At 64.4% G+C, this 26,573-nt stretch carries 25 protein-coding genes and 1 pseudogene; 12 read left to right on the forward strand and 14 right to left on the reverse strand.

Annotated features, from left to right (window positions below):
* Positions 1-139: 139 nt before the first annotated feature.
* The 3 genes from AB6724_RS15015 to infA all read right to left on the reverse strand — a co-directional run bounded on the left by AB6724_RS15015 (position 140) and on the right by infA (position 1,143).
* Positions 140-400, reverse strand: coding sequence for a hypothetical protein (locus tag AB6724_RS15015; RefSeq protein WP_369339334.1), 261 nt, complete (start codon positions 398-400; stop codon positions 140-142).
* A 157-nt stretch (positions 401-557) separates the two neighbouring features.
* Positions 558-809: an RNA recognition motif domain-containing protein gene (locus AB6724_RS15020; protein WP_369339335.1), complete on the reverse strand. Its 252-nt coding sequence runs from the start codon at positions 807-809 to the stop codon at positions 558-560.
* Positions 810-870: 61 nt separating this feature from the next.
* A complete protein-coding gene (gene infA, locus AB6724_RS15025; RefSeq protein WP_369339336.1) occupies positions 871-1,143 on the reverse strand; it encodes a translation initiation factor IF-1 in 273 nt (90 codons plus the stop codon).
* Between the two features lie 703 nt (positions 1,144-1,846).
* On the opposite strand from infA, the gene AB6724_RS15030 reads away from it, so the two are divergent.
* Positions 1,847-2,032 (forward strand): hypothetical protein, encoded by a 186-nt coding sequence (locus AB6724_RS15030; protein WP_369339420.1) that lies wholly within the window; start codon positions 1,847-1,849, stop codon positions 2,030-2,032.
* Positions 2,033-2,097: 65 nt separating this feature from the next.
* Here AB6724_RS15030 and AB6724_RS15035 read toward each other — a convergent pair whose 3' ends face one another.
* Positions 2,098-2,295, reverse strand: a complete 198-nt coding sequence (locus AB6724_RS15035; RefSeq protein ID WP_369339424.1) for a hypothetical protein — start codon at positions 2,293-2,295, stop codon at positions 2,098-2,100.
* A 236-nt stretch (positions 2,296-2,531) separates the two neighbouring features.
* On the opposite strand from AB6724_RS15035, the gene AB6724_RS15040 reads away from it, so the two are divergent.
* Positions 2,532-3,059 carry a nuclear transport factor 2 family protein gene (locus AB6724_RS15040; RefSeq protein WP_369339337.1) on the forward strand — a complete coding sequence of 176 codons (528 nt, stop codon included), beginning with the start codon at positions 2,532-2,534 and terminating at the stop codon, positions 3,057-3,059.
* Positions 3,060-3,140: 81 nt separating this feature from the next.
* Here the strand turns inward: AB6724_RS15040 and AB6724_RS15045 are convergent, their stop codons facing one another.
* Positions 3,141-3,659 (reverse strand): OmpA family protein, encoded by a 519-nt coding sequence (locus tag AB6724_RS15045; protein ID WP_369339338.1) that lies wholly within the window; start codon positions 3,657-3,659, stop codon positions 3,141-3,143.
* Between the two features lie 255 nt (positions 3,660-3,914).
* On the opposite strand from AB6724_RS15045, the gene AB6724_RS15050 reads away from it, so the two are divergent.
* Both AB6724_RS15050 and AB6724_RS15055 read left to right on the forward strand, forming a co-directional pair.
* Positions 3,915-4,538 carry a gamma-glutamylcyclotransferase gene (locus tag AB6724_RS15050; RefSeq protein WP_369339339.1) on the forward strand — a complete coding sequence of 208 codons (624 nt, stop codon included), beginning with the start codon at positions 3,915-3,917 and terminating at the stop codon, positions 4,536-4,538.
* 88 nt (positions 4,539-4,626) lie between these two features.
* The gene (locus tag AB6724_RS15055) at positions 4,627-5,232 is read left to right on the forward strand and encodes a superoxide dismutase family protein (protein WP_369339340.1); all 606 of its coding nucleotides are present in this window, start codon (positions 4,627-4,629) and stop codon (positions 5,230-5,232) included.
* A 55-nt stretch (positions 5,233-5,287) separates the two neighbouring features.
* Here the strand turns inward: AB6724_RS15055 and AB6724_RS15060 are convergent, their stop codons facing one another.
* Positions 5,288-5,908: a nucleotidyltransferase family protein gene (locus AB6724_RS15060; protein WP_439329875.1), complete on the reverse strand. Its 621-nt coding sequence runs from the start codon at positions 5,906-5,908 to the stop codon at positions 5,288-5,290.
* Between the two features lie 34 nt (positions 5,909-5,942).
* On the opposite strand from AB6724_RS15060, the gene pdxH reads away from it, so the two are divergent.
* Together pdxH and AB6724_RS15070 are read left to right on the forward strand one after the other, a co-directional pair.
* Positions 5,943-6,590, forward strand: a complete 648-nt coding sequence (pdxH, locus tag AB6724_RS15065) for a pyridoxamine 5'-phosphate oxidase (RefSeq protein WP_369339342.1) — start codon at positions 5,943-5,945, stop codon at positions 6,588-6,590.
* A gap of 114 nt (positions 6,591-6,704) precedes the next feature.
* Positions 6,705-7,733: a tyrosine-type recombinase/integrase gene (locus AB6724_RS15070; RefSeq protein ID WP_369339343.1), complete on the forward strand. Its 1,029-nt coding sequence runs from the start codon at positions 6,705-6,707 to the stop codon at positions 7,731-7,733.
* Positions 7,734-7,787: 54 nt separating this feature from the next.
* On the opposite strand, the gene AB6724_RS15075 is transcribed toward AB6724_RS15070, so the two are convergent.
* The 3 genes from AB6724_RS15075 to msrA all read right to left on the reverse strand — a co-directional run bounded on the left by AB6724_RS15075 (position 7,788) and on the right by msrA (position 11,208).
* Complete coding sequence (locus AB6724_RS15075) at positions 7,788-9,920, reverse strand: TonB-dependent receptor domain-containing protein (protein WP_369339344.1); 2,133 nt, start codon at positions 9,918-9,920, stop codon at positions 7,788-7,790.
* A gap of 163 nt (positions 9,921-10,083) precedes the next feature.
* Positions 10,084-10,581 carry a hypothetical protein gene (locus AB6724_RS15080; RefSeq protein ID WP_369339345.1) on the reverse strand — a complete coding sequence of 166 codons (498 nt, stop codon included), beginning with the start codon at positions 10,579-10,581 and terminating at the stop codon, positions 10,084-10,086.
* Positions 10,582-10,674: 93 nt separating this feature from the next.
* Positions 10,675-11,208 carry a peptide-methionine (S)-S-oxide reductase MsrA gene (msrA, locus tag AB6724_RS15085; protein ID WP_369339346.1) on the reverse strand — a complete coding sequence of 178 codons (534 nt, stop codon included), beginning with the start codon at positions 11,206-11,208 and terminating at the stop codon, positions 10,675-10,677.
* Positions 11,209-11,419: 211 nt separating this feature from the next.
* Between msrA and AB6724_RS15090 the strand changes: the two genes are divergently transcribed.
* The 6 genes from AB6724_RS15090 to AB6724_RS15115 all read left to right on the forward strand — a co-directional run bounded on the left by AB6724_RS15090 (position 11,420) and on the right by AB6724_RS15115 (position 19,396).
* Positions 11,420-11,998 (forward strand): hypothetical protein, encoded by a 579-nt coding sequence (locus tag AB6724_RS15090; RefSeq protein ID WP_369339347.1) that lies wholly within the window; start codon positions 11,420-11,422, stop codon positions 11,996-11,998.
* Positions 11,999-12,202: 204 nt separating this feature from the next.
* Positions 12,203-13,426, forward strand: a complete 1,224-nt coding sequence (locus AB6724_RS15095; RefSeq protein WP_369339348.1) for an efflux RND transporter periplasmic adaptor subunit — start codon at positions 12,203-12,205, stop codon at positions 13,424-13,426.
* Complete coding sequence (locus tag AB6724_RS15100) at positions 13,427-16,681, forward strand: efflux RND transporter permease subunit (RefSeq protein WP_369339349.1); 3,255 nt, start codon at positions 13,427-13,429, stop codon at positions 16,679-16,681.
* A gap of 24 nt (positions 16,682-16,705) precedes the next feature.
* Positions 16,706-17,416 (forward strand): protein-L-isoaspartate O-methyltransferase family protein, encoded by a 711-nt coding sequence (locus AB6724_RS15105; protein WP_369339350.1) that lies wholly within the window; start codon positions 16,706-16,708, stop codon positions 17,414-17,416.
* Positions 17,417-17,492: 76 nt separating this feature from the next.
* Positions 17,493-17,837, forward strand: coding sequence for a rhodanese-like domain-containing protein (locus AB6724_RS15110; protein ID WP_369339351.1), 345 nt, complete (start codon positions 17,493-17,495; stop codon positions 17,835-17,837).
* A 119-nt stretch (positions 17,838-17,956) separates the two neighbouring features.
* Entirely contained in the window at positions 17,957-19,396 is a 1,440-nt protein-coding gene (locus tag AB6724_RS15115; RefSeq protein ID WP_369339352.1) for a TolC family outer membrane protein, read from the forward strand.
* A 116-nt stretch (positions 19,397-19,512) separates the two neighbouring features.
* On the opposite strand, the gene AB6724_RS15120 is transcribed toward AB6724_RS15115, so the two are convergent.
* The 5 genes and pseudogenes from AB6724_RS15120 to AB6724_RS15140 all read right to left on the reverse strand — a co-directional run bounded on the left by AB6724_RS15120 (position 19,513) and on the right by AB6724_RS15140 (position 26,478).
* Entirely contained in the window at positions 19,513-20,823 is a 1,311-nt protein-coding gene (locus AB6724_RS15120; RefSeq protein ID WP_369339353.1) for a 3-deoxy-D-manno-octulosonic acid transferase, read from the reverse strand.
* 38 nt (positions 20,824-20,861) lie between these two features.
* On the reverse strand, positions 20,862-22,250 hold the full coding sequence (locus tag AB6724_RS15125) for a phosphomannomutase/phosphoglucomutase (RefSeq protein ID WP_369339354.1): 1,389 nt from the start codon (positions 22,248-22,250) through the stop codon (positions 20,862-20,864).
* A gap of 205 nt (positions 22,251-22,455) precedes the next feature.
* Entirely contained in the window at positions 22,456-24,360 is a 1,905-nt protein-coding gene (locus tag AB6724_RS15130) for a propionate--CoA ligase (protein WP_369339355.1), read from the reverse strand.
* Positions 24,361-24,785: 425 nt separating this feature from the next.
* Positions 24,786-25,690, reverse strand: a pseudogene (locus tag AB6724_RS15135) (IS5 family transposase).
* Between the two features lie 185 nt (positions 25,691-25,875).
* Complete coding sequence (locus AB6724_RS15140; RefSeq protein ID WP_369339356.1) at positions 25,876-26,478, reverse strand: isochorismatase family protein; 603 nt, start codon at positions 26,476-26,478, stop codon at positions 25,876-25,878.
* Between the last annotated feature and the right edge of the window lie 95 nt (positions 26,479-26,573).

Consider the following 26,573-nt stretch of genomic DNA (forward strand, 5'->3'; position numbering starts at 1 on the left):
GGCATCACCCCCAAACAGCGGCTGGCCATGGCTGCATAGCTCTACTTCTCGGGGCTATGGATTCTGGGGGGATTACCATCTCAGGGCCATCCGGCGTGACCACTCGGCGAGAGTGTTTACCCCGGATGAAAGCGCACTCTCACTTTTTCCCGCCGCCAACCAGATAGACGTTGCCGTCAGCTACGGCTTTGAGCAGATCTCGATAAGTATTCGCCAGAAAGTTGCGGGACTGCACGAAATCCGGATCGGCTCCGCATAGGCCATCTTGATGTTTGGCATCCAGCTGCGCGGCGCGCAACTCCCGCCAAACCTGATGAGCCACGTTGGGAGGAAGCGCCTTGACGATGGCAGTCACGACCATAGACAGCGCTGTGAGTGCGCCAGTTTCCTCTTGAGTCATTGATCAGCTCCAGTGGTTGGCCCATTCTAGTTTTCAGCCAGGCCTGGGGGCATCTCCTCCCTCCCTCTCTATCACTTCCCAAGGCACGCTCGGCCTGCACAAAAGAAAAGAGCTCACGCCTTTTCAGGTGTGAGCTCTTTTTAAAGGCAGAAGAAACTTATTTGCGTGGACGGGCCAGAGCCACTCCTATTGCACGCCCACCAAGCGGTTGATCGTTCAGCATCTGGATAGCTTTCTGCGCCTGCTCCTGAGTGCTCATTTCCACAAAGCCGAAGCCGCGCGAGCGCCCAGTGTCGCGATCCGAGATGACGTCTGCAGAGATCACATCACCACAGCTGCTGAAATGTGCGCGCAAGGCTTCGCCGTCGATGGAATAGCCAAGATTGGTAACGTAGAGATTGGATTGCATTGTGTTCTTTCAAAGATAGCTCAGGCATTTCAGCGATGAGCGGTTACAAGGTGGATAAGGGTTAACGGCGGCGCTTGAAGGCAGGCTTGGCCCCAGTAGCACCGCCAGTGCGTGGAGCAAGATGGCGGAAGGTCACCCGCCCTTTGTTTAGGTCATAGGGCGACATCTCGACAGTCACTTTGTCGCCAGCCAGCACGCGAATACGGTGCTTGCGCATCTTTCCGCCGCTGTAAGCAATGAGCTGATGGCCGTTTTCCAGAGTCACGCGAAAGCGTGCATCTGGTAGCACTTCATCAACTTGTCCTGACATCTCGATTAGTTCTTCTTTAGCCAAAGCGTCTCCTGTGGGTGAAGGATGCAGCCGCTCAATTCAGTTGATGCCTTAGCACCATGTTGCGCCCCTCAGTCAGAGCGTAGGTAGAGGCGAGCGACTCGTTAGAAAACTGGGGAACAAAGCGAAAAACGCGGTCATAAGCTCCGCGGCGAATAGAGACGGCAGCGACAAATTGGCCGTTTGCGTTCGTCTGAGTGAGAGGCGTGACCGCATAGCGACCAATCTGCTCTGTATTGTTTTTTTGCAGCATGAAAACGGACAGCCGCACGCACGATTGCGCAGGCCATCGAATGAAATAGGGAGTGTCCGTGCAGAACGCAGAGACAGCACGGATCCAGGAGGGGGTTGAGGATCCTGAGGGATTCGCCGTAGAGAGAGTGACAACCGCAAGCTTCGTGTAGGAAGGGCGGCTACCGGCGGCCAAGGGGCGGCTTAGGTGTCAGACAGGCGCTGCAGGGACGAACGACAAAACAGCGAGTGGAACCAGTATAGGTGAATTGGAATGACCTTCGGAATTTTGTCTGCTTCAACTGAGTACGACATCCGCAGGCCCCATCGCCTATGGATTCGCGGCGCACCCGAACCGCTTGTGCAGCCTTTGAAGTTCCCAGGCTCGGATGGCGTCTACACGAAATCGCTAGACCTAGCTGGCTTATCCATGTACCGTCTAAAGCGGTTCAGCAACATCACCAGAAGCGCGCTCATGAGCAAAACTAAAGAGTCAATGGTCCGCCACATCGTGGAGGCCAAACGATGGGAGCTCAGTCGAGAAAAGGAGCGCATCACATATCCGCCCGAGCATGCTGGACCGATACAGATGGACTGGCGCAAGCGCGAAAACTATTCAGCCACCGATCTCGACTATCGCGGAAGAACCAAAACTCCGTAAAAGCAGATACGCCATTCACCCGCCCACGGCCTGCCACTGCGGGCTTTTTGCTTTTTGGAGAAACGCTAGGCTGGTAGCAGGCTGACGATCGAGTCCAGCAGGTGCCGGCCGCGCGTGGCAATGCGGGGCACGTTCTCGAAGAGGATCGGCTCCGGCAGATCGTCGTGCCAGGCCTTGAGCATCAGCCAGACACCCCACAGCGTGAGACGGTTCAGGGCTTGGTTTTCAACGTATTCGAGCCGACTTCGGCATTCGAATACCAATGCAAGTCATTGATTTATATTGAATTCGAAAAATTTCGCTTATAAAAGCATCCGCTACAAGATCGAGCTGATCGAGTGCAAGGAACGGGCACGGGTCTGCGCTGAACGCGAGTTCCTGCCCCTTGCTCACAAAGCGGTGCCCAGGCACCGCTTTTTTGTTGCCATCGTCCGAATGCAGGTTTCGCCCGGTGCTGCAGTTCCCAGAATCCCGGGTTCAGACAACCGGGAGACAAACCATGAGTGAAGCGGCTTTGGCGGATTTGCAGCAGCGACTGCAGCGCCTTGAAGATATTCAAGCCATACAGGCCTTGAAGGCCCAGTATCTGCGTGCCTGCGACCGCAAGCAGGCCGATGCCATGCGCCGGTGTTTTGTGGCGCATGGCGCGGTGATCGAGGCCGATGGTTTTCCGCTATTTACGGACCGCGAAGACTGGGTCGCGACCTTCACCCGGTTGGCCGTTGAGAATCCTGCGATTCAAGACATGCACCACGGCCACAATCCGCAGATTTCAATCACCGGACCCGATAGCGCCACGGGCCTGTGGGATCTGGAGTTCTGCCAGATCAATGTGAAAGAGCGGACCATCGTGCAGCTGTCGGGCCAGTACACCGATGAATATGAGCGTGCCAATGGCCGCTGGCAGATTCGCAGCATGCGTTTTCAGCGCGGCTCGTTTGTGATGCGCCAGATCGATGAGCATGGGTTTGAAAAACTGCTGGCCCTGGGCCAGCCGCCGGCCTCGGGCTTTATCGAAAACAGCTGATTTTCAAGCGCCGTCCTTGAATGGCAAAAAAGCCCGATACGGCAAATACCATATCGGGCCTTGGGGCGAGAAGCGCCGGGCTTAGTCGGCCAGGATCACTTCCACACGGCGAGCTGCGGCGTTGTTGCCATCGGCCTGGGTTTGTTCGGGCTTCTTCAGCTCGACCTTGTCTTCGGCCACGCCCAGGCCGATCAGTGCGGCTTGCACGGCTTGGGCGCGCTTCTTGGCCAGTTCGGCATTGACTTCGGCGCTGCCGGTTGCGTCATGGAAGCCCGAGATCACCGCGCGCTTGCCCTGCTGCACGCCCTTGACCACATCGGCCAGCGCTTCATTGGCGCCATCGGCAACTTCGGCCATGCCGGTGGCGAAGTAGAACTTGACCACGCCGTCTTCCACGATCACGCGTGCCACTTCCTCCTGCACGACGACCGGCACATTGGTCGAGGCGGCGCTCACGGCTTCGGCCTTGGGCGCATGGGCAATGCCGCGCTTGTAGACGACGGTGCCCACCACCGTGGACACGACCAGGGCGATCAGGGCAAACAGAAAGCCCAGGGCAAAACGTTGTTGGCTATCGTCGTCAGAGCTGTTGAAGGACATCGAGAATCTCCGTTATTGGGAATGAGGTTGAGGTGGAAAATCTGTCTCTGCTGCGCCCGGCGCATTCACCGGACCTCGGGCGGCAAAACCACGCATTGTAGAGGTTTGGCATGAAATACCTGCCTGCGGCGAATGGCGGCAAATTATTTCCGCGTTGCTTTTGCGCATGCTGGCGCTGCCAGGTACACCGCTAGGCGGGCAGACGCGTTATACATGTCAGGCAAGCCAGTCCGGATGCCGGTTTTGGGAGTTTTCATGTCCACCCTGCTCTCGTTGAATGCGCAGTCGCGCGATGCAGATCACATGCTGGAGCAGGCCTTGCAGCAATGGGGCGGCGAGAGGGATTTGTGGATTTTCGGCTATGGCTCGCTGATCTGGCGGCCCGATTTTGACTTTAGCGAGCGCTGCTCTGCCCATGTCCATGGCTGGCATCGTGCTCTCAAAATGTGGAGCACCATCAACCGTGGCACGCCGCAATGCCCGGGCCTGGTGTTCGGCATGCTGTCGGGCGGCAGCTGCCAGGGCATGGTCTTCAGGATTCCGCGCGACTATGGCGAGGCCGTGATGCGCAAGCTCTGGCTGCGCGAGATGCCCAATGCCGTCTACGACCCGCGCTGGCTGCCCTGCAAAACCCTGCAGGGGCCGGTTCAGGCCCTGGCCTTTACCTTGTCGCGCCAAAGCCCGCACCATACGGGCGAGCTGGAGCCCGATGAATATCGGCGCATTTTTTCGCAGGCCAGAGGAATTTACGGCACAACCTTGGACTATGCACAGGCCACTTTCGATGAACTGCAGCGCCTGGGCATCGCCGACAAGGCTTTGCAACGGCTGCTGAGTTATGCCGATTGCGATCGCTCCGTCGAGTCTGTTGCTATCTGATCCATAGCTTACAGCGCTCTATCGGTCTGGGTTTCAAGAATGTAGAGTGCTTGGGGCACAATGCGCTTTTGATTTCAGGAAAGAAGCCATGTCCTCCAGCCGTGCTGCCACCCTCTTTTCTCGCCCTCTGCTGACCGGCCTGTCGCTGGCGGCCGCCCTGGCCCTGACGGCCTGCTCCACCAGCGCCCCCTCCACCGTGGCGGATAGCAGCACGGCTACGGTGCGCAGCAGCAGTGGCGTGCAATCTGTTGCGCGGCTGGAGGCCACCAAGGGCAGCAAGGTCAGCGGTGCGGTGCAGTTCATCCCGCTGGCCGAGGGCGGTGTCCGCGTCCAGGGCCGGGTGGAAGGCCTGGCGCCCAATAGCGAGCATGGTTTTCACATCCATGAAAAAGGCGATTGCTCCAGCGGCGACGGCCTGAGCGCCGGCGGCCACTTCAATCCCACGCAGCAGGCCCACGGCAGGCTCAATGGCAGCCAACCCCACCACCTCGGTGATCTGCCCAGCCTGGATGCCGATACCCAGGGTGTCGCGACTATCGACTTTGTGAGCAAGAGCATCACGCTGGATAAAGGCAGCAGCGGCATTCTGGGCCGGGCTCTGATCGTGCATAACGCCCCCGATGACTACACTACCCAGCCTACGGGCAATTCGGGGGCACGCCTGGCCTGCGCCGTGATCGAGCGCGGCGCCTAAAGCCTCGCTCCGAAATCCTGTTTCCGCCGCAAGCCCCTTGTTTCCAGGGGCCGGCTTATTTGGAAGCCCGCACCTTCTGGCGCTCGCGCCAGATCCGGCGGGCCTGCTCCAGTGCCTCTACCGTGTCCACGTCCAGAACGCAGCCCATGTCTTCGCAGTCCCAGCGCTGCAGACGCTTGGCATCGGCGGCCTGGCGCACGATGGCGGCTGCGCCCTGATCGCCGCTCAGTTGCATCAGCGCCGGGCCAGCGGCGCGGCTGAAAGCCACGGGATGGCCTTTTTGAGCTTGATAGAAGGGCTGGATCACCTGCAGCGCATCGGGATCGGCCTGGGCCAGCCGCGAAGCCAGCTCCTGCAGGGTCTGCGGCCGGACCAGAGGCAGGTCCGCGGGCAGGATCAGCCAGCCATTGGCCTGTGCCGTGGCCTTGACTGCCGCCGCAATGCTGTCGCCCATGCCCGGATGCGGGCCGCTCTCCAGATGCCAGGGCAGGCCGGACGCCCGAACGCTGGCCAAGGTGGTCTGCAGCACGCTGCGCTCGCCCAGCATGGCCTGCAGCTTGTGGCTGGAGCCGCCCGAGGCCAGAAAGCGCTCTCCCCTGCCCGCGGCCAGTATCAGCATGCAGGGCTGGTGAATATTCAGCTTGGAGTCTTGTTGATCCATGTTGCGGCCGAGCATAACCGCGAGTCCGCCGACGCGGCACAATGCGGTTATGAGCAGCTTATCTTCTTCCATTGCCGATCTTCGCAAAAGCTATGAGCGCGCGGAGCTGAGCGAATCCGCATCCAACGCCAACCCACTGCAGCAGTTCGACCAGTGGCTGCAGGAAGCCCTGCGCGCCCAGATTCCCGAGCCCAACGCCATGACCGTGGCCACCGTGGGCGGAGATATGCGCCCCAGCACGCGCATCGTGCTGATCAAGGCCTATGACGAGAGCGGCATCGTCTGGTACACCAATTACGACAGTCGCAAGGGCCAGCAGCTGGCGGGCAATCCGTTCGCGGCGCTGCAGTTCCACTGGGTGGAGCTCGAGCGCGTGGTGCGCATCGAAGGCCGGGTGGAGAAGGTCAGCGACGAGGAAAGCGACGCCTATTTCGACAGCCGCCCGCTGGACTCGCGCATCGGTGCCTGGGCCAGCCCGCAAAGCCAGGTCATCAGCGGCCGCGGGGTGCTGGTGGCCAATGCCGCCAAATACGGCGCGCAGTTCATGCTGAACCCGCCCCGCCCGCCGCACTGGGGCGGTTTCCGCCTGATTCCCGATCGCTGGGAGTTCTGGCAGGGCCGCAAGAGCCGCTTGCATGACCGCCTCAGCTATCGCCTCGAAGGAGACGTATGGATTCGCGAGCGTTTGGCGCCCTGAGCACGGACGACTGGAGGGGCTTCGCCCCTCCTTTGCTGATAAGCAGTGATCCCAATCAGCAAATCTTTGGAACGGATGCCTAACATATACATGTAAGTTACATAGAATAACTGTATGAAGCCAAGCTCTATCCAGACATCGACACCCTCTTCGGATCTGCCCTCGGGGCCCGATCTGTTCAGCGACTGGCTGGCCCATGAGGGCAGCAAAAGCTGGGATGCCCTCGACACATCTCCGGAAGGCAGTTACGAGAAGGTCTGGCAGGCCTGGCTCTGGCATCTCAGCGATCAACAGGAATCCGGGACCGGGCCCTCCTCTTCTCACGCGAAGCCCTGGCACGAAGCCACGGCCGTGGATGTGCAGCGCTTCTTGCGCATCCGTGAAGGCCAACGCGCCCACCACCACCCCGACAGACAGATCAGCCCCGTCACACGCCGCCGCTACTGGCGTTTGCTGGAGCGCATCTATGACCATGCGCTGGAGCATGGCTGGATTGCCGCCAACCCGGCAACCGGACTCGAGCCTGCCGAGCGCCCCCCTGCCGAAGACGGCAAAGGCCATTGCCTGCCGCCGCTGCTCTGGCAGTCCCTGCCGCGTCACTTCCCCACGGCCGACGGTTATCAGAACGCACGCGACAGAGCCATCATCCTGCTGCTGTACGAGATGGCGCTGGCACCCGAAGAGGTCCGGACCCTGCTCTGGAAGGATTTGCGCGCTGCGCCGGACGAAGGAGCCACTGCTCTGCCCCGCTTTCTGCATATCGAAGGCGGGCGGGCCGCGCAGCAACGGCGGCTGGAGCTTCCCGGCAGCGTGGCCCAGGCCCTGGCCGACTGGCGGCGCTACAGTGCCGCCCAACGCGGCCCGGCCGTGACGGCGGATGAGCAAGCGGTTTTCTATTCGCGCCGCGGCGGCCCGCTTTCGGTGCGCATGCTGTTCCATGTCGCATCGCAGATCATCCAGCGTGCCCACCAGGCACAGGCCGAGGGCAGCCAGAAATACCCGCTGCAGCGGGTGGGGCCGCAGGTGTTGCGCAACACGGCCATAGTCCAGTGGCTGCGCGCCGGCGTACCGGAGCTGGAGGTGATAGCCCGGATAGGCGTGGACAGCGGCCGTGCCCTGCGCCATCTCCAGCACTATCTATAGCTTGCAGCCCTTGCACTGCTAGGGCTGCAGGCTATTTCCCTCGGAGAGCGACGATCAGAAGTCCATTCTCAGGCCGACCACCAGATTGCGCCCCGTCAACGGCGCAGCGGTCTTGATGAAGGAGGTCGCGGCATAGGCCAGGCGATTGGTCAGATTCTGCCCCTTCACATAGAACTGCCACTGATTGCCGCCGCTGCGCCACTGGTAGCTGGCGCCCAGATTCAGCATGCCGTAGCCCGGAGTCTCGGTCTCGAAATTGGCGGTGCGGTTCTGGCGCAACACCTGGGTCCATTCGGCCATGGTGTCCCAGCCGGCCAGACGCGCATTCACCCGCAGGCCGGCGCGCAGGGCCGGAATGCGCGGCAGCGCCGACCCGTCGTCCAGGCGCGCACGCACGCCGTCGCCAAACACGGTCAGACTCAGTTCACGGCTCAGGCGCTGGCTCAGCTGTGCTTCCCAACCGGTGAAGCGCGCATTGCCCTGGGTGTACTGCAGCAGTTGCAGGCCTTCGTCCTCATCCAGGGTGGCGCCATAGATATAGCCCTTGATCCGGTAGTGGTAGGCATTGAGCTTCCAGGTCGTGTCGCCGGCCGTCTTGGCCAGGCCCAGATCCAGTGCCTGGGAGCGTTCGCGCTTCAGATTCGGGTTGCCCAGCTCATAGGTGGCCGTGGCCATGTGCAGGCCGTGGGCGAACAGCTCTTCGGCCGTAGGCATGCGGCCGCCGCTGGTCACGGATGCCGTGGCGCTGTATCCGGGCTGGAACTTCCAGACCGTGCCCAGCGAGAATGAGGTCGCGCTGTGGTTGCGGCGCTCGTCGCTCTGCTCGGCATCGATGCGCTGGCGGTCGTGCCGCATCGCGGCCTGCAGGCTCCAGTCCTGCCAGCGGTATTCCTCGAGCAGATACAGGCTCTGGCGCTGCGTCTCTGTGGGCTGGACATAGGCTTCCTCGCCGGTAGCGCTGAAGCGCCGGTTCAGCGTCTGCAGGCCCAGCGTACCGCGCCAGCCCGCAATGGGCTGGTGCTCGAGCTCCAGCCTCAGGTCATGGGCGCGGTTTCTGAACTGCGTGCTCACCGCGCCGTCCTCGATTTCGTCATGGCGGTAATTGGTCCAGCCGCCGCGCAGGCGCAAGGCGGCAATGCCTGCTGCAGGGTTGCGCCACTCGCCGCGCAGATCCCAGCGCTCGCTGGTCAGGTCCACCACGGGCACGCTGGTCGAGGCACCGGGAGCCGAATGGTCGTGGCCGTCATCGCCGCCGCAGTGCAGATGGTCGCCATGCGCATGGCAGCCTTCGAAGCTGTGCTGATGGCCGGGCAGGCCGTAATAAGCCGTCTGCCGGGTATAGGCCAGGCCCAGGTAGCCGCTGTTGCCCACCCAGGACAGGCCCACGCTGCCGGTGTTGCCGCGGCTGAAGCTGCCGGGCACCTTGCCCTGGCCCCAGCCGCTGCCCACGCGGTAGTCGCCCGCGTTGCGCGCCACGCCCTCAGCATGCAGGACCAGCGTGCCGTTGTCGTTCTTCAAGGGGGTGGCGCCGGTCAGCGAGAACGCGCCGGCCGACATGCCCGCGGCCGTGCCGGCCTGCGCCTCGACCGAGCCTTCCACGCCTTTGTCGGGCACCGTCGTGGGAATCTTGCCGTCGAGCACATTGACCACACCGCCCATGGCACCCGCGCTGTACAGCAGAGCCGACGGCCCGCGCAGTATCTCCATCTGCGTGGCCAGCATGGGTTCGCTGGTGACCGCATGGTCGGGGCTCACGGTGGAGGCGTCGAGCAGCTCCGAGCCGTCGCTGAGCACCGACACCCGGGCACCGTCCATGCCGCGGATCACCGGGCGGCTCGCGCCCGCGCCGAAGTGGCTGGCATTGATGCCGGGCTCGGCAGCCAGGGTCTCGCCCAGCGTGGCCGCGCGGCGCAGGCGCAGCTCCTTGTCGTCCAGCATCTGGACGGGCGTGGCCATGTCGCCGGCAGCCATGCCCGTGGCGGAGACCGTGACCTCGGCCAGGCTCGCGTCCTGGGCGGCCGGTGCGGCCTCGGCCTGAGCCATGGCCATGGGGGCGCAGACCAGCAGGCCCGCGCCCAGGGCCAGGCCGCGCCCGGCGGGCTGCAGCGCATCGATGGCCAGCATCAGCGCCGATTTGGGAGAGTGTCGAAAAACGGAAGACGAAGAAACAGAAAAACGGTGAATCATCACGGTTCCACAAACAGCCGTGCGCGCCGGTTCATCGCGTTGGCGGACACGGAAATTTCAATCAAAACAGCTTGCTGCGCCCATCAAACAAGCGCTAGCTGCTACGAATTTTGGAGATTGGGGCGCGATGCGGCCCGGCCACGCGCAGCATGGCCGGCCGGACTTAGGCCCGGGAACTGTGGAGTGGAGGCGCGCGCGCGTCGAAGGGCGCGGCGAGAGCCACGGCACGTGGTGCCGCAACAAAAGGCCGGGGCAGCGCGGATTCGGGCGCGACGCCGACAAAAGCCAGCATGGCCGGCGGGCCTGCATAGCCATGGCTGGCCTGGTCCAGCAACTGACAGGCGGCCGGGCCATGGCCCGCAAACAGCGCATGCACCCAGGAGTTGGATGCGCAGCCGTCGGCGCAATCGGCACCGTCTGCCGCCTGCGTTGCAAAGCCCGCATGGGTGACGCCATGCTGCACCGCCACCGATGCCTGGGAGGCTGCGGCCGCGTGCACCGCACGGTGCATCTGGCCCAGCGTGGGCCCCAGCACCATGGCCCAGACCAGCAGGCCCAGCAACCAGCGGGTCAGGCCGGCACCGCGCAGGCTTGCGCGCCCCGCAGCATGGGCTGGCGGGGTCTGACTAGGCTGGCGAGGGGAATGCTGCTGGGACAACATGATGGGAACGGTCGGCTGCGGCTCATCGGCGAGAAGCCGCCGATGAGGATTGCAAAGTGTATCGCGCCTGGGACGGGCCGGCGCGAACAAACTCTAATCCTTGAGCCAGCGCGAGAAGGTCTGGCGGAATTTCTGCACCTTGGGGCCGACCACGAACGCGCAATAGCCCTGGTTGGGGTGCTTGGCGAAATAGTCCTGATGGTAGTCCTCGGCACTCCAGTAGCTGCGCAGAGGCTCGACCTCGGTGACTATGGGAGCGTCATAGGCCCCCTCCTCGCGCAGCTCCTGCAGCAAGGCCCTGGCGGTCTCTGCCTGGGCGGCGCTGCCGGTGTAGACGCCGCTGCGGTACTGGGTCCCCACATCATTGCCCTGGCGGTTGAGCGTGGTCGGGTCGTGGGTGCCGAAGAAAATCAGCAGCACATCGCGCAGGCCGATGACGGCCGGGTCGAACTCCAGCTTCACCACCTCGGCATGGCCGGTCTGGCCCGTGCAGACGTCTTCGTAGCTGGGATGCTCCAGATGGCCGTTGGCATAGCCGCTTTCCACATCGACGATGCCGCGCACGCGATCGAACACGGCCTCGGTGCACCAGAAGCAACCTCCGCCAAGCACAATTGTTTCCGTCATAGTTTTCACCTGAATCCTTGACGCCCGGCAGCAAAACCAACTGGTATTTTTTGCGACGCAAATCGCCGCGGGCCATAGAATTTTAAGGGCCCGGAATAGCCGGCACCAGCAGCCAAGGCCGGCCGGTGCTGTGAAGGAGATGCCGGCCCTGAACCCCGGCGCCCCTATCCGGATACCGGGCCAGATTTTTGAGTCAACCTCAGCCAGAGCCATGAAGAGAAAAAAGATATTTGCCATCGCAGCCGTATTTCTGGCCTGCATTCCGGTCGCCGCATTTTCAACGGTCAAGCCCTTGAGAATTCTTGCGCCGGCACTCTTTGCCAAGTTGACATGCGTGGACGGGAATGTCTGCACCGACGACCCGGCGAGGCTGGCGCAGGCTCGGCGGCTGTATCAAGACAACCAACAGCTTGTCGCCAGCCAGATCGGCGGTTTCCGCCATGACGCCAAGATCCTGTTCTGCTCGTCGCCGCAATGCGCGCAAACCTTTGGCCTGGGCCAGCGTGCGGGACTTGCCATCGGCAATTTCGGCATCGCGATTGCACCCCGCGGCTGGACGGATTTCTATGTGAAACACGAACTCATTCACCACAGGCAGGCCGAGGAGCTGGGAAACTGGGGTGTTCTGAGCAAACCCGAATGGCTGATTGAGGGAATGGCATATTCTCTGAGCGACGACCCCAGACGTCCCCTGCCCGCGCTTTCCGAGGCTTGGCGTGCCGATTTCGAAGCCTGGCACGCAAAAATGAATGCCGCAGATCTATGGCTCAACGCCAAGGCCTTGCCTTAGGCCTCTCGCGAACGATTTCTCCGGGCGAGAAATCCTGCGATCTGCCGAAGCGCGGCGCCAGACTGCCGCCCCCTGCCTCGCACTCCCCGCTACACTGATTGTTGGCCATGCAATAAAACCGGCCCGTCCAGCATCTAGGATGCTGGCTGGAGACCGCACCATCACAGACCACCAAGAGTTTTGCCGCAGAGGGACCCCGACACCATGAAGCGTTCAGGCCGCTGGGCCATAGGCCTGGTCATTGCCGGCTTGCTGGCCGTAGCCGGCTGGCGTGCTGCCAGCCATCAGCAACAGAAGAAGCAGGCCATGGCCGCCGCAAGCGCGCCGCTGGAGTTGCCGATCCAGATTGCCGCCCCAGAGGTGCTGGCGCTACAGCCCCAGCAGCTGGCTCTTACCGTTCCCGTCAACGGCGTGGTCCAGGCCGTCAACTCGGCCGTGGTCAAAGCCTATGTGGCCGGCGAGCTGCGCGGCTTCAAGCTGCGCGAAGGCGACAGCGTCGGCAAGGGCCAGCAGCTGGCGCACATCGATGCGACCGAGGCCGAGGCGCGCTGGCGCCAGGCCAGGCTGCAGGCCGAGGCCGCCAAGGGCCAGCTGGCGATCGCCCAGCGCAACCAGGACAACAACGCGGTTCTGGTGCAAAAAGGCTTTATTTCCACCACGGCGCTGGCCACCTCCCAGGCCAATCTGGATTCGGCGCTGGCCAATCTGGCCGCCGCCCAGGCCGCGGCCGACGCCGCACGCAAGGCCGTGACCGACTCGGTGATCACCAGCCCCATGAACGGCCAGATCGCTCAGCGTTTTGTGCAGAACGGCGAGCGCGTCGGTGTCGAGGCGCGCATCGTCGAGGTCGTGGACCCGGCGCGGCTGGAGATCATGGCCCAGCTGGCCCCCGCGGATTCGGTGCAGGTCCAGCTCGGCCAGACGGCCGAGCTCCTGGTGCCGGGTGCGCCCCAGGACATGGCGGCCGTGGCGGCCAAGGTGGTGCGCATCAACCCCAGCGCCCAGACCGGCTCGCGCACGGTGGCCGTCTATCTGGCTGTGCCGCAAGCCAGCAACAGCGATGGCAGCCAGCGCAGTCTGCAACTGCGCCCCGGCCTGTTCTTGCAGGGCAGCATCATCACCGGCAGGAGCAGCCAGCTGGCCGTGCCGCTGACCGCGGTGCGCACCGACAAGCCCCAGCCCTATGTGCAGGTGCTGCAGGCCGCCGCGCCCGGCGCACAGCAGGCTCCGCTGCGCGTGCGCCACCAAAGCGTAGAGCTCGGGCGCCAGACGCCGCACCAGGGCGCGACCTGGGTGCAGGTGCTCAGCGGCCTGAACGCCGGCGACCGCATCCTGGCCGGTAGCGCCGGCGGCCTGCGCGAAGGCACGGCCGTCGAGATCCTGGCACCCGCGCACGCCTCCGGCAGCGCCAAGGCCGAGGGCAGATAAATGTGGTTCACCCGCATCAGCCTCAGGAATCCGGTGCTGGCCACCATGCTCATGCTGGCCTTTGTGGTGCTGGGCGTGTTCTCCTACCAGCGGCTCAAGGTCGATCAGTTTCCCAATATCGAGTTTCCCGTGGTGGTGGTCACGGTGGAATATCCGGGCGCCTCGCCCGAGATCGTGGAGAGCGAGGTCACCAAGAAGATCGAGGAAAGCGTGAACTCGGTCGCCGGCATCAACGCCCTGACCTCGCGCAGCTATGAAGGCACGAGCGTGGTCGTCATCGAGTTCCAGCTGAACATCGATGGGCGCCGCGCCGCCGACGATGTGCGCGAGAAGGTGGCCTCGGTACGCCCCACGCTGCGCGACGAGGTCAAGGAGCCGCGCGTCATACGCTTCGACCCGGCGAGCACCGCGATCTGGTCGCTGGCCGTGCTGCCCGACCCTCAGGCCCTGCATGGCGAGGCGGCGCCCAAGGGCCAGAGCGTGACGCCGCCCGATGCGATCGCGCTGACGAGCTGGGCCGATCAGGTGCTCAAGAAGCGGCTTGAAAACGTGCGCGGCGTGGGCGCCGTCAATCTGGTGGGCGCCACCAAACGCGAAATCAACATCTATCTCGACCCCGAGGCGCTGGAAGCCTATTCCATCACGCCCGAGCAGGTGGCCCAGGCCGTGCGCGCCGAGAACCAGGACCTGCCCGTGGGCGCCATACGCTCCAAGGCGCAGGAGCGCGTGGTGCAGATCGATGCCCGCATCCAGCGCCCCGCGGAGTTCGCCAACATCATCGTGGCCCAGCGCAATGGCGCGCCCATACGCGTGCGCCAGCTGGCCCGCGTGCAGGACGATGCCCAGGAACTGCAGACCCTGGCGCTCTACAACGGCGCGCGCACCCTGCTGATGTCGGTGCAGAAGGCCCAGGACGAGAACACCATCGAGGTGGTCGACGGCCTGAATGCCGCGATCAAGGCCATGGCGCCCGAGCTGCCGCCCGGCGTGCGCCTGCAGGCCATTGCCGACAACTCGCGCTCGATACGCGTGGGCGTGGACAACGTGCGCCAGACCCTGATCGAAGGCGCGCTGCTGACCGTGCTCATCGTGTTCCTGTTCCTCAACTCCTGGCGCTCCACGGTGATCACGGGGCTGACGCTGCCGATCGCGCTGATAGGCACGTTTCTGTTCATGTACTGGTTAGGCTTTTCCATCAACATGGTCACGCTGATGGCGCTGTCGCTGTGCGTGGGCCTGCTGATCGATGACGCCATCGTGGTGCGCGAGAACATCGTGCGCCATGTACAGATGGGCAAGGGAGCGTTCCAGGCCTCGCTGGACGGCACGCAGGAGATCGGCCTGGCCGTGCTGGCCACCACACTGTCCATCGTGGCCGTGTTCCTGCCCATAGGCTTTATGGGCGGCATCATTGGCAAGTTCTTCCACGAGTTCGGCATCACCATCGTCGCGGCCGTGCTGATCTCCATGTTCGTGAGCTTCACGCTGGACCCCATGCTCTCCAGCGTCTGGCACGACCCCGCCATCCATGCCCATGGCGAGCATGGCCGCCGGAGCCTCTACGACAGGACGCTGGGCCGGCTCACGGCCTGGGTGGAGCGCTGCGGCGACAGGCTCGCGGAGGTCTATCAGACCATGCTGCGCTGGTCGCTGCGGCACAAGCTGCTGACGCTGGGTCTGGCGCTGCTGATCTTCGTGGCCAGCGTGGCGCTGGTGCCCCTGCTGGGCACGGAGTTCGTGCCCAAGGCGGACTTCTCCGAAACCACGGTCAGCTTCAACACGCCCGAAGGCTCGTCCATAGAAGCCACCGAAGCCAAGGCCAGACAGGTCAACGCCGTCATAGCCGGCATGGCCGAGGTGCGCTACACCCTGACCACCATCAACACCGGCAACGCCAACGGCAAGAATTACGCCAGCATCTATGTACGCCTGGTGGATCGCAGCCAGCGCGGCCGCAGCGTGGACGCGCTCTCGGCCGAGCTGCGCACCCAGCTGCGCGCGATCGCCGGCATACAGCTCACCCATGTGGGACTGCGCGAGCCCGTGGGCGGGCAAAAGCAGGTGGAGTTCTCGCTGATGGGCCCGGACCTCGACGAGCTGGCCCGCCTCAGCCGCCTGGTGCAGGAACGCATCCGCGGCATTCCCGGGCTCGTGGATCTGGACTCCAGCCTCAAGCCCAACAAGCCCATGGTCAATATCGAGGTGCACCGCGATGCGGCCGCCGATCTGGGCCTGTCCGTGGGCGGCATGGCCAGCGCGCTGCGCACCTGGGTCGCGGGCCAGACCGTGGGCAACTGGCGCGCCAGCGACGACCAGACCTATGACGTGAACGTGCGCCTGGCCCCCGAGGCGCGCAGCACGCCGCAGGATCTGGAGCGGCTGCCGTTCGCGCTGTCCGCCGCCGACGGCGGCACGCGCATCGTGCGCCTCAACCAGGTGGCCAGCGTGGTGGACAGCACGGGCCCCAGTCAGATCAACCGCCGCAACCTCAATCGCGAGGTGGCCATCAACGCCAATGTCTATATGCGCAGCGCGGGCGAGGTCACGGCGGATATCAAGCAGGCCCTGGCCCAGGTGCCGCTGCCTCCGGGCTACAGCTACCAGTTCAGCGGCGCGGCCAAGAACATGGCCGAGTCCTTCGGCTATGCGATTTCCGCGCTGGCCCTGGCCATCATCTTCATCTACATGATTCTGGCCAGCCAGTTCAAGAGCTTTCTGCAGCCGCTGGCGCTCATGACCTCGCTGCCGCTGACCCTGATCGGCGTGGTGCTGGCCCTCTTGATGTTCGGCTCGGCCCTGTCCATGTTCTCCATCATCGGCGTGGTCATGCTCATGGGGCTGGTGACGAAGAACGCGATCTTGCTGGTGGATTTCGCCATCCGCGCGCGCGCCCCCCACCGCGACGAGGCCACGGGCCGAACCCTGGACGGCCTGCCGCGCGACGAGGCGCTGCTGCTGGCGGCCCGGGTGCGGCTGCGCCCGATCTTGATGACCACCCTGGCCATGATCTTCGGCATGGTGCCGCTGGCCTTTGCTGTGACCGAGGGCTCGGAGCAGCGCGCGCCCATGGGCCAGGCCGTGATCGGCGGGGTCATCACCTCCTCGCTGCTGACCCTGGTGGTCGTGCCCGTGGCCTATTGCTATCTGGATGATTTCGCCGCCTGGCTGCGCCGCAAATGGTTTGGCGCCGCCGCAAAAAATGCCGAACCGCCGCACGATGCCTCCGAGGCTCGTAGAATCGATGGTTTGTCCTGATAAGTCTTTCCCCCGGAGATCTCCATGGCCTTGCCAATGAACGCCCAAGTGGACCCGCGCGATGTGCACGCGCAGGCTCGTTTCAACATGATCGAACAGCAGGTCCGCCCCTGGAACGTGCTGGACGAGAATGTGCTGGAGCTGCTGGGCCGGGTCCGCCGCGAAGACTTTGTGCCGCCCGAATACCTGAACATGGCCTATATGGACATGGAAGTGCCGCTCAAGGGCACGCCCGAAGAGGCTGCCAGCCACGGCTGGCACATGCTCGCGCCCAAGATCGAGGCCCGCACCCTGCAAGACCTGCAACTCAAGCCCACGGACCGCGTGCTCGAGATCGGCTCCGGCTCGGGCTATATGGCCGCCTTGCTGGCCGCCCAGGCCAAGGAAGTCGTCACGCTGGAAATCGACCCCGAACTGGCCGAGATGGCCCGCGAGAACCTGCTCGGCGCCGGCATCAAGAATGTGGAAGTCAAGCTGGCCAACGGCGCCACGGCATCCCTGGCCCAGGGCACTTTCGATGTGATCGTGCTCAGCGGTTCCGTGGCCGAGATCCCCGAGGCGCTCTACGCCCAGCTCAACGACGGCGGCCGCATCGCCGCCATCGTGGGCAAGATGCCCGTGATGCGCTTCACCCTGGTGACCAAGAAGGGCAACCACTTCGACGTCAAACAGCCCTGGGACACGGCCGCGTCGCGCCTGACCGGCTTTGAAGAGCCTTCGCGCTTCTCGTTCTAAGAAGACCCCCGCCCTGCCCGATGCCGGTTCGGTCAGGGAGTTTCATCTGCCAGGGCGGTCGCCGCCAGGAGTTTCTATGTTGTCCCAGGTTTTGCCCGCACAGTTCAAGCAATGGCTGGCTTCCCATGCCGCCCATGGCGTCACGCCCGTGGTGCTGGACGTGCGCGAGCCCTGGGAGATCGCCCAGGCCAGCGTGAAGGCCGACGGCTTCGAGCTGCGCTGCATTCCCATGCACGAGATTCCGGCCCGGCTCGAGGAGCTGAACCCCGACCACCCGGTCGCCTGCCTGTGCCACCACGGCGCGCGCAGCATGAGCGTGGCGGCCTTTCTCGTCAACCGCGGCTTCGAGGATGTGAGCAACATCACGGGCGGCATAGACGCCTGGTCGCTGAGCGCCGACCCCAGCGTGCCCCGTTACTAGACCCCCGCCGCTTTGGCCCAGGCAAGACGCCTGGCTTGCGGACTGCCTGTTGTGCGCCCTGCCCGGCCAAAGTCCGGCCAGGGTTTCCATCCGACCGAGACTGCCCAGAACCAACGTCTATGACCAAGCTGCCCCGGCCCCTGCAAGCCCGTCCCGCCAATGCGCTTTGCGCTGTTTCACTCGGGGCCCTGCTCGGCTGGCTAGGCGGCCCCGCCCAGGCCCAGACCCTTTCGGAGCTGGTGGCCCAGGCCCGCGGCTATGATGCCTCCTGGCAGGCGCAGCAGGCCGATGCGCGCGCAGCGGCAAGCCGCGCCGACCAGGCGCTGGGCGGGCTGCTGCCCAGCGTGGGTCTGCAGGCCGGCGCCAACCGCACTCATGTGGACATTCATACCGGCTTGCCCATCCCCGGCGTGCCCGGCAGCTTCAACAATACCCAGCAGAACCTGCAGCTCAGTGCCCAGCAGCCGCTGTACCGGCCCGCCAACAAGCTGGCCTACGAGCAGGGCCAGCGCGGCGCGGACGCGGCGCAGGCACAGCTCGACGGCGCGGCCCAGAGCCTGATCGTGCGTGTGGCTCAGGCCTATTTCGACGTGCTGGCCGCCCAGGATTCGCTGAACGTGGTCCAGGCGCAGCAGAAAGCCATCTCCCAGCAGCTTGAATCGGCCCGGCGCAACTTCGAGGTCGGCACGGCTACCATCACCGACTCACGCGAAGCCCAGTCGCGCTTCGATCTCGCGACGGCCCAGGAAATCGCGGCCCAGAACGATTTGCAGGTCAAGCGCGTGGTGCTGGATCAGCTGGTGGGCCGCGTCGGCACCCAGCCCGCGCGCCTGGCCACGCCCGTGACCCTGCCCAAGATACAACCCGACAACGCCCAGAGCTGGGTGGATACCGCCTTCGCCAACCAGCCGCAGATCCGCCAGGCCCAGCTGGCCCTGGATATCGCCAAGCTCGAAACGCAGAAGGCCGAAACCGGCCACAAGCCCACGGTTGATCTGCAGGCCGGCTATGTGGTCAACCGCTACCCCAACGGCTCCATGACTCCTTCCATACCGCTGAGCTACCGCACCAATGCGGCACAGATCGGCGTGGTGATGAATATGCCGCTGTTTGCGGGCTTTTCGGTGCAGAACCGCATCAAGGAAACCGTGGCCCTGGAAGAGAAGGCCGGCGCCCAGCTCGACGATGCGCGCCGCAGCGTGGAGCAGAGCACGCGTACGGCTTTTCTCGGCGTGCAGTCGGGCCAGGCCCAGGTCAAGGCCCTGGAAGCCGCCCTCGCCTCCAGCCAGAGCGCGCTGGACGCCAACCAGGTCGGCTACGAGGTCGGCGTGCGCATCAATATCGATGTGCTCAACGCCCAGAGCCAGCTCTACCAGACCGAGCGCGATCTGGCCAACGCGCGCTACCAGGTGCTACTGGGCCAGCTCAAGCTGCGCCAGGCGGCCGGCGTGCTCGGCGATGAAGATCTGCGCGGCCTGGATGCACTGACCATGGCGCCCGCCATCTCCGGCGCCGCCGGGCCTCAGGCCAGGCCGGCTCTCAAAACCTCGAAACGCTAAGGCCTGCTCTCTCAGAAAAAAAGAGCTGCTAGCGCTGGTCAGCTCTTTCTTTCAGAGATATTCATCTCTGAAACCATTGCAGATCAGGCGCTAGCAGCTCCTGATAAAGCAGCAATTCAGCGCATGAGCGCCACGATGGCCTGTGCCGTGGCCCGGGCAGCGCCGCGGTGCTGCTGCATGAACTCGCCGGCCCGGGCCTGGGCCGCGGCCAGCCTGGGTCCGTCCTGCACCAGGGCCATGGCGTCCTGCACGGCCGCCGCCATATCGGCGCTGCGCAGCGCGGCACCGGCCTGCACGGCCTGCTCCGAAGCCTGGCTGAAATTGAAGGTGTGCGGGCCCAGCACCACGGGTGTGGCGCAGGCCAGGGCCTCGATCAGGTTCTGTCCGCCCAGGGGCTCGAAGCTGCCGCCCATCAGAGCGGCGGCCGCGAGGCCGTAATACAGAGGCATCTCGCCCAGCGAATCGCCGAGCCAGATGTCGGCCTGCGGCTCGGCCAGCGCGTCTCCCCATGCACTGCGCCGCGAAAGCGTGAAGCCCGCTTCGGCGATCAGCTGCGCCACGACGTCGAAACGCTGGGGATGACGCGGCACGATCAGCCACTGCACGGCATGCGCCGCGGCCCCCAGCACCTTGAGCCGCTCCAGCAGCAGCGCCTCCTCGCCCTCGCGGCTGCTGGCCAGCAGCACCACGGGCTTGGCCAGCTTCGGCCGCCAGCCGGCCGCACGGGCCAGCTGCGCCTCGTCGGGCCGAACATCGAATTTGAGATTGCCGAGCACCGCATCCACCTGCGCGCCCACATGGCGCAGGCGCCGCGCGTCGTCCTCGGTCTGGGCCCAGACCGCGGCCAGCGCGCCATAGGCGGGACGCGCTATCGGCGCCATGCGCAGGGCTCCGGCCTCGGATTTTTCGTTGAGGCGCGCATTGGCCAGCGCCAGGGGAATGCCGGCATTGGCGCAGCCCGCGATCAGATTCGGCCAGATCTCGGTTTCCATGAGCACGCCCACGGCCGGGCGAAACTGCGCAATAAAGCTGCGCGTGGCGGCCAGGGTGTCCCAGGGCAGCCAGACCTGCAGATCGGCCTTGCCACCCGCCCCTTCCAGCAGCCTGGCCCCCTCCTCTCGGCCCGTGGCCGTGCTGTGGGTCAGCAGCAGACGCATGCCGGGCAGGATCTCGCGCAAGGCCCGGATCAGAATCGCCGCGGCCCTGGTCTCCCCCAGGGATACCGAGTGAATCCAGATCCATTGCCCGCGCCCGTCCTGTCCCAGATCGGCGGGCGTGTAGTGGCCGAAGCGCTCGGCCACGGCCAGGCCGTAACCGGGCTCGGCCAGGGCGCGGCGCCGCAGCTTGCGGCGCAGCAGCGGCTGGGCCGCCCAGGCCAACACGCTATACAGCGCGCGGGCAAGACTCAGTGGAACGCGCCTGGCCATATTGCGGTGAATAACGCGGTGAGGTCGCCTGGCTGAACTCAGTGAGCCGCATGGCCCAGCTGGGCATCGGGCTTGACGCGCTTGAGCAGGGCCAGCATCTGCGCTTCGATACGCTGCAGCGCCTGCTGACTATGGCCTTCAAAGCGCAGCACCAGCACCGGCGTGGTGTTGCTGGCGCGGATCAGGCCGAAGCCGTCGGCCCAGTCCACGCGCAGACCGTCGATGGTGCTGACCCGGGCCGGCGCCGCAAATTCGGTCGCGGCCAGTGCCTGCAGCTCGGCCGCCAGACGGTGGGGCTCGCCCTCGGCGCAGCTCACGTTGAGCTCGGGCGTGGAAAAGCTGGTCGGCAAGGCGTTGAGCACGGCGCTGGGGTCGGCCTCGCGGCTCACGATTTCCAGCAGGCGGCAGCCCGCATAAGTGCCGTCGTCAAAGCCGTACCAGCGCTCCTTGAAGAAGATATGGCCGCTCATCTCGCCGCCCAGCGGAGCACCCAGCTCCTTCATGCGCGCCTTGACCAGCGAATGGCCGGTCTTGTACATCACGGCCTTGCCACCCGCGGCCTCGATCTCGGGCGCCAGACGCTGCGTGCACTTGACGTCGAAGACGATGGAGCCGCCGGGCACGCGCGACAGCACGTCCCTGGCGAACAGCATCATCTGGCGGTCGGGGAAGATGGTCTGGCCGTCCTTGGTCACGATGCCCAGGCGGTCGCCGTCGCCGTCGAAGGCCAGGCCCAGCTCGGCATCGGTGGTCTGCAGCGCATGGATCACGTCGCGCAGGTTCTCGGGCTTGCTGGGGTCGGGATGGTGATTGGGAAAATCGCCGTCGACCTCGGAGAACAGCTCGATCACCTCGCAGCCCAGCTGGCGGAAGATGCCCGGGGCCGAGGCACCGGCAACGCCGTTGCCGCAGTCCACGACGATCTTCATGGGGCGCGCCAGCTTCACATCGCCCACGATGCGCGCCGTGTAATCGGCCAGCACATCGGCCCGGCGGATCTTGCCCGTGCCGCTGATGCTCCAGTCGTCCGCCTCCATGCGCTGGCGCAGTGCCTGGATCTCGTCGCCGTAGATGGCACGGCCGCCCAGCACCATCTTGAAACCGTTGTAATCCTTGGGATTGTGGCTGCCCGTGACCTGGATGCCGCTGGTGCACAGCGTCGCGGCCGCAAAGTACAGCATGGGCGTGGTGGCCATGCCGATATCGATCACGTCCACGCCCACCTCGGTCAGGCCCTGCATCAGCGCCGCCGACAGCGACGGGCCGGACAGCCGGCCGTCGCGGCCCACGGCCACGGTGCTCTCGCCGGCCGCCAGGGCCGCCATCCCGAAAGCGCGGCCTATGCCGCGCGCCACCTCTTCGGTCAGCGTGGACGGCACGATGCCGCGAATGTCATAGGCCTTGAAAATGGATGATGCAACTTGCACGACGGGTCTTTCTCTTAGCTATTCGATCCCGCAGCGCTTGGCCTGGGCCGGCGCAGCGTAATCGAGCGATTTTAGGCTGAGAAGAGTCCCCCCTGATCCGCTTCGCGTCTTCCCCCAGGGACGACGGCCTTTGCTGCGGGGCGGCCCTTACCGGCCGTCCCACACTTGGGTCATGCCGGTTTCATGGGCCATGGGTCACCGATGTTTACAGGCGCTGCTGCACCTGGGCCAGCACGGCCGGGTCTTCCATGGTGCTCAGATCGCCAGGATCTCGGCCCTCGGCCACGGCCTGCAGCGCACGGCGCAGCAGCTTGCCGCTGCGCGTCTTGGGCAGGGCCGCGACGAACAGCACACGCGACGGGCGCGCCACGGCGCCCAGCCGCGAGTCGACGAGCTTCATCACCTCGGCCTCCAAAGCCTTGCAGGCCGCCTCGTCGGCCACCAGAGAGGCATCGCGCACCACGGCAAAAGCCAGAGCCGCCTGGCCCTTGAGATTGTCGGCCACCCCGACCACGGCCACCTCGGCGATCTGGGCATGTGCCGAGATGCTCTCCTCGATCTCGCGCGTGCCCAGGCGATGGCCCGCCACATTGATCACGTCGTCGGTACGCCCGAGGATGAAGTAGTAACCGTCCTCGTCGCGAATGCCCCAGTCGAAGGTGCTGTAGATCAGCCGGCCCGGAATGCTCTTCCAATAGGTGTTGACGAAACGGTTGTCGTCCCGCCACACGGTCTGCATGCAGCCCGGCGGCAGCGGGCCTTCTATGGCCAGCACGCCTTTTTGCTGGGCACCGGTCAGCTCCTCGCCCGTGGCATCGTCGATCAGCTTGACGTTGTAGCCGTAGACGGCCTTGCCGGGGCTGCCGAAGCGCGTGGCCTGCTGCTCCACGCCGTTGCACAGCGTCATGATGGGCCAGCCGGTCTCCGTCTGCCAATAGTTGTCGATGATGGGCTTCTTGATCGCGGCGCTGATCCAGGCCGCCGTGGGCTCGTCCAGCGGCTCGCCGGCCAGCCACAGGGCCTTGAGGCTGGAGATGTCGTAGCGCGTCAGATATTCGGCCTCGTGCTTCTTGAGCACGCGGATCGCCGTGGGCGCCGAGAACATATGCGTGACCTTGTACTTCTCGACAATGCTCCACCAGATGCCCGCATCGGGACGTATCGGCAGGCCTTCGTACATCACGGTAGCCATGCCCGCGATCAGCGGCGCATAGATGATGTAGCTATGGCCCACGACCCAGCCTATGTCGCTGGTGCAGAAGAAGGTCTGGCCGGCCTGCGCATCGAAGATATGCGGCATGCTGGCCGCCAGCGCCACGGTATAGCCGCCCGTGTCGCGCTGCACGCCCTTGGGCTTGCCCGTGGTGCCGCTGGTATAGAGGGTGTAGCTGGGGTGGGTGGACTCCACCCACACGCAATCGATGCGGGCCTGCAGATGCCGGGCGCGCAAGGCCGCCCAGTCATGGTCGCGGCCGGCCTGCATGGGCATCTCGGCCAGGCCGCGGTTGACCATGAGCACGGCCGCAGGCTGATGCGTGGACTGTTTGAGCGCCTCGTCCAGCAAAGGCTTGTAAGGCACGACCCGCCCGCCGCGCGAGCCCGCATCGGCGCTCACGATCACCTTGGGCTGGGCGTCGTCGATACGCGAGGCCAGCGCCCCCGAGGCAAAGCCGCCGAAGACCACCGAGTGAATCGCACCCAGGCGCACGCAGGCCAGCATGGCGAAGCAGGCCTCGGCAATCATGGGCATATAGATCTGCACGCGGTCGCCTTTTTGCACGCCCAGCGCCTGCAGCGCCGCCGCCATGCGGTTGACCTCGGCATGCAGCTCCCGGTAGCTATAGGCTTTCTCGGTATTGGTCTCGGTGGAGATCGCGATCAGCGCATTCTGGTCGGCGCGCGCCGCCAGATGGCGATCCACGGCGTTGTGGCAGAGATTAATGGTGCCGCCCACAAACCATTTGGCGAACGGCGGCTGGCTGTAGTCGCAGATCTGCTGCGGCTTCTGCTGCCACTCGATCAACTCGGCCTGCTCGGCCCAGAAGCCGTCGCGGTCGTCGATGGAGCGCTGGTAGAAATCAGCAAACCCGGGGTTCAAGTGCGTGCTCATATGAATCTGTCTCCTTGACTTCCCATTCTTGGCGAGAAGTCTTCTGAATTCATAATTATTCATAATGCGCTTGCCGAAACCTGACAACGCATCGGGCGCTGCTGCCGAAACCCATGCCAGGAAAGCGCCCCGAACCACCATTCCACGACCACCGCCTGCCGATCGCCCAGCTGAGCGAATCAGCGAGGAGAGGCCGCATGCTTGAGATGGTACTCAAAGGCCAAGCCTTGAGGTCCACCCTTCCGTCGTCTGAGGCAGCCCATCTTCGCCTCGACAAAACGGCACCGACGATGCGCCGCTCTGCAGCTGATGCTCTGCTGCATGGCGTTGCTTGACACTGACCGTCGCTGACTGTGGATTCAACTGGTCAATGGCGTTGTTGCATAAATCAGCCTCAGGCCAGATTTCCCCAACCCCAGACGTGGCTATGGCACAGCTACCGTCTGCGGGCAACCCAGCTCAGTAAACCGATTGAGGATAGCGACTCGAACGTGCGTGACATCACTCGTTCACCCAGCCGCTTGATGCAGTTCATCTTGGTCTCAACCAAGCTGCGCCGGTGGTAACCACTCCAGCATTTCCATAGCTTGCGACCGAAGCGCCTGCATGCGGCGATAGCCGCATTGCGGTGCACAAAGACATCGCCTTTGCGCATCCTTGCATTCTTTCTCGGGGGAATGATCGGAGCGGCATTGCGCTGCATGACCGCCTCATGCACGGGCTGAGTGTCATAGGCCCCGTCGCCTGTTACGGTCAACAGCGGCTCATCACCCGGGACTTGCGTCAATAGTTGCGGCATCACCGCAGCGTCAGTGACATTGTTGGAAGTGACGCAGATAGCCCGTACCTGCAGCGTTTGCGCATCAATGCCGATGTGCAGCTTGCGCCATTGGCGCCGACGCTCCGGCCCATGCTTTTTGCATTTCCACTCGCCTTCTCCCAAGAATTTAATGCCTGTGGAGTCAACCAGCAGGTGCAGGCCGACTGCGCTCGAGCGGTACGCCACCTGCACATCTAGGCTGCGTTGACGGCGACACAACGTGCTGAAGTCGGGGACCGGCCACATCAGTCCAGACAACGCCAGTAGTGACTGAACAAAGCCTGTGGTCTGCCGCAAGGCCAACCCAAAGAGGTTCTTGATGGTCAGGCAGAACTGAATCGCTGCATCCGAGAACTGCGGGCTGCGCCCGCGTTTGCCGCTGGCAGCGGCAAACCAGGACATGCTTTTATCCAGCCAGATGGTCAATGAGCCCCGCGCTTTGAGCGCTGTGTTGTATTGCTTCCAGTTGGTGATGCGGTAGCGGGATTTGGACTGCGGGGACTGACTCATCATCCGAGGCTACCTGACCCTAGTCGGCGATTTGTGCAACAACGCCCTGTGGCGATGAACAACCGGGAAACACGCACATGGCCCTCGATGCGTCGTTTTTTCATCGGGTGCGCCCAGCCTTGCCGCACTCGCCTGCGACCTGCTGCCGGGGTTCACGCCTCGTCTTGAACGTGTGCTCGCCGCTCTTACTTCACCAGCGCCAGCATATCTTTGAATGCAGGGTCTTCACAGGTACGCAGCCACTCGAACAGCACCATCTCGGTGGTCACCAGTTCCGCGCCGGCGCCGGCCAGCCGGTCGAAAGCCGCATCGCGGTTGCGCTCGGTGCGCGAGCCACAGGCATCCGTCACCACCCAGACGTCGAACTCGTCTTCCAGCAGCTCCAGTGCCGTCTGCAGCAGGCAGACATGGGTTTCGCAGCCTGCAATCACCACCATATTGCGCTCGGGCGCCTGCTGCTGGGGCTTTTGCAGATGCTTGGGCAGGCTGCGCGCATTGCCGCCCTGGGGCTTTGCGGGCGGACGCAGCCACTCGCCCAGGCCTTCGGGGACGGCGCTGAAGTACATTTTCTCCAGCGTCTTGCGGCACAGGGCCTTGAGCTCGGCATTGTTGGCGCCCAGGCGCGAGGGGTTCTGCTCCGTGCCCCAGGTCGGCACATCCAGCAGCTGGGCCATGGTGGCCAGCTTGATTGCGTTAGCCAGCGCCTGCGGACCTTCGTAGATGACGGGCATGAGCTTGTCCTGGTAGTCGACCAGAACCAGTTGCGACTCGGAAGCTTCTAACAGCATGGCAATTCTTTCTGAGAAATCTTGGGCCCGAAGCCAGGCGGGCTGTGCTTAGCGCAGGCCAGTCTTGAGGACTTGACCCAACGGGCAAGGCACGC

The sequence above is a fragment of the Comamonas guangdongensis genome (assembly GCF_041079535.1).
Lineage (GTDB): Bacteria > Pseudomonadota > Gammaproteobacteria > Burkholderiales > Burkholderiaceae_C > Comamonas > Comamonas guangdongensis.

What these genes read in the sequence shown, in the direction of transcription:
- AB6724_RS15015 (WP_369339334.1), bottom strand. Translation starts at nt 400, where the DNA reads ATGACTCAAGAGGAAACTGGCGCACTCACAGCGCTGTCTATGGTCGTG.
- AB6724_RS15020 (WP_369339335.1), bottom strand. Translation starts at nt 809, where the DNA reads ATGCAATCCAATCTCTACGTTACCAATCTTGGCTATTCCATCGACGGC.
- AB6724_RS15030 (WP_369339420.1), top strand. Translation starts at nt 1,847, where the DNA reads ATGAGCAAAACTAAAGAGTCAATGGTCCGCCACATCGTGGAGGCCAAA.
- AB6724_RS15040 (WP_369339337.1), top strand. Translation starts at nt 2,532, where the DNA reads ATGAGTGAAGCGGCTTTGGCGGATTTGCAGCAGCGACTGCAGCGCCTT.
- AB6724_RS15045 (WP_369339338.1), bottom strand. Translation starts at nt 3,659, where the DNA reads ATGTCCTTCAACAGCTCTGACGACGATAGCCAACAACGTTTTGCCCTG.
- AB6724_RS15050 (WP_369339339.1), top strand. Translation starts at nt 3,915, where the DNA reads ATGTCCACCCTGCTCTCGTTGAATGCGCAGTCGCGCGATGCAGATCAC.
- AB6724_RS15055 (WP_369339340.1), top strand. Translation starts at nt 4,627, where the DNA reads ATGTCCTCCAGCCGTGCTGCCACCCTCTTTTCTCGCCCTCTGCTGACC.
- AB6724_RS15060 (WP_439329875.1), bottom strand. Translation starts at nt 5,908, where the DNA reads ATGCTCGGCCGCAACATGGATCAACAAGACTCCAAGCTGAATATTCAC.
- pdxH (WP_369339342.1), top strand. Translation starts at nt 5,943, where the DNA reads ATGAGCAGCTTATCTTCTTCCATTGCCGATCTTCGCAAAAGCTATGAG.
- AB6724_RS15070 (WP_369339343.1), top strand. Translation starts at nt 6,705, where the DNA reads ATGAAGCCAAGCTCTATCCAGACATCGACACCCTCTTCGGATCTGCCC.
- AB6724_RS15075 (WP_369339344.1), bottom strand. Translation starts at nt 9,920, where the DNA reads ATGATTCACCGTTTTTCTGTTTCTTCGTCTTCCGTTTTTCGACACTCT.
- AB6724_RS15080 (WP_369339345.1), bottom strand. Translation starts at nt 10,581, where the DNA reads ATGTTGTCCCAGCAGCATTCCCCTCGCCAGCCTAGTCAGACCCCGCCA.
- msrA (WP_369339346.1), bottom strand. Translation starts at nt 11,208, where the DNA reads ATGACGGAAACAATTGTGCTTGGCGGAGGTTGCTTCTGGTGCACCGAG.
- AB6724_RS15090 (WP_369339347.1), top strand. Translation starts at nt 11,420, where the DNA reads ATGAAGAGAAAAAAGATATTTGCCATCGCAGCCGTATTTCTGGCCTGC.
- AB6724_RS15095 (WP_369339348.1), top strand. Translation starts at nt 12,203, where the DNA reads ATGAAGCGTTCAGGCCGCTGGGCCATAGGCCTGGTCATTGCCGGCTTG.
- AB6724_RS15100 (WP_369339349.1), top strand. Translation starts at nt 13,427, where the DNA reads ATGTGGTTCACCCGCATCAGCCTCAGGAATCCGGTGCTGGCCACCATG.
- AB6724_RS15105 (WP_369339350.1), top strand. Translation starts at nt 16,706, where the DNA reads ATGGCCTTGCCAATGAACGCCCAAGTGGACCCGCGCGATGTGCACGCG.
- AB6724_RS15110 (WP_369339351.1), top strand. Translation starts at nt 17,493, where the DNA reads ATGTTGTCCCAGGTTTTGCCCGCACAGTTCAAGCAATGGCTGGCTTCC.
- AB6724_RS15115 (WP_369339352.1), top strand. Translation starts at nt 17,957, where the DNA reads ATGACCAAGCTGCCCCGGCCCCTGCAAGCCCGTCCCGCCAATGCGCTT.
- AB6724_RS15120 (WP_369339353.1), bottom strand. Translation starts at nt 20,823, where the DNA reads ATGGCCAGGCGCGTTCCACTGAGTCTTGCCCGCGCGCTGTATAGCGTG.
- AB6724_RS15130 (WP_369339355.1), bottom strand. Translation starts at nt 24,360, where the DNA reads ATGAGCACGCACTTGAACCCCGGGTTTGCTGATTTCTACCAGCGCTCC.
- AB6724_RS15140 (WP_369339356.1), bottom strand. Translation starts at nt 26,478, where the DNA reads ATGCTGTTAGAAGCTTCCGAGTCGCAACTGGTTCTGGTCGACTACCAG.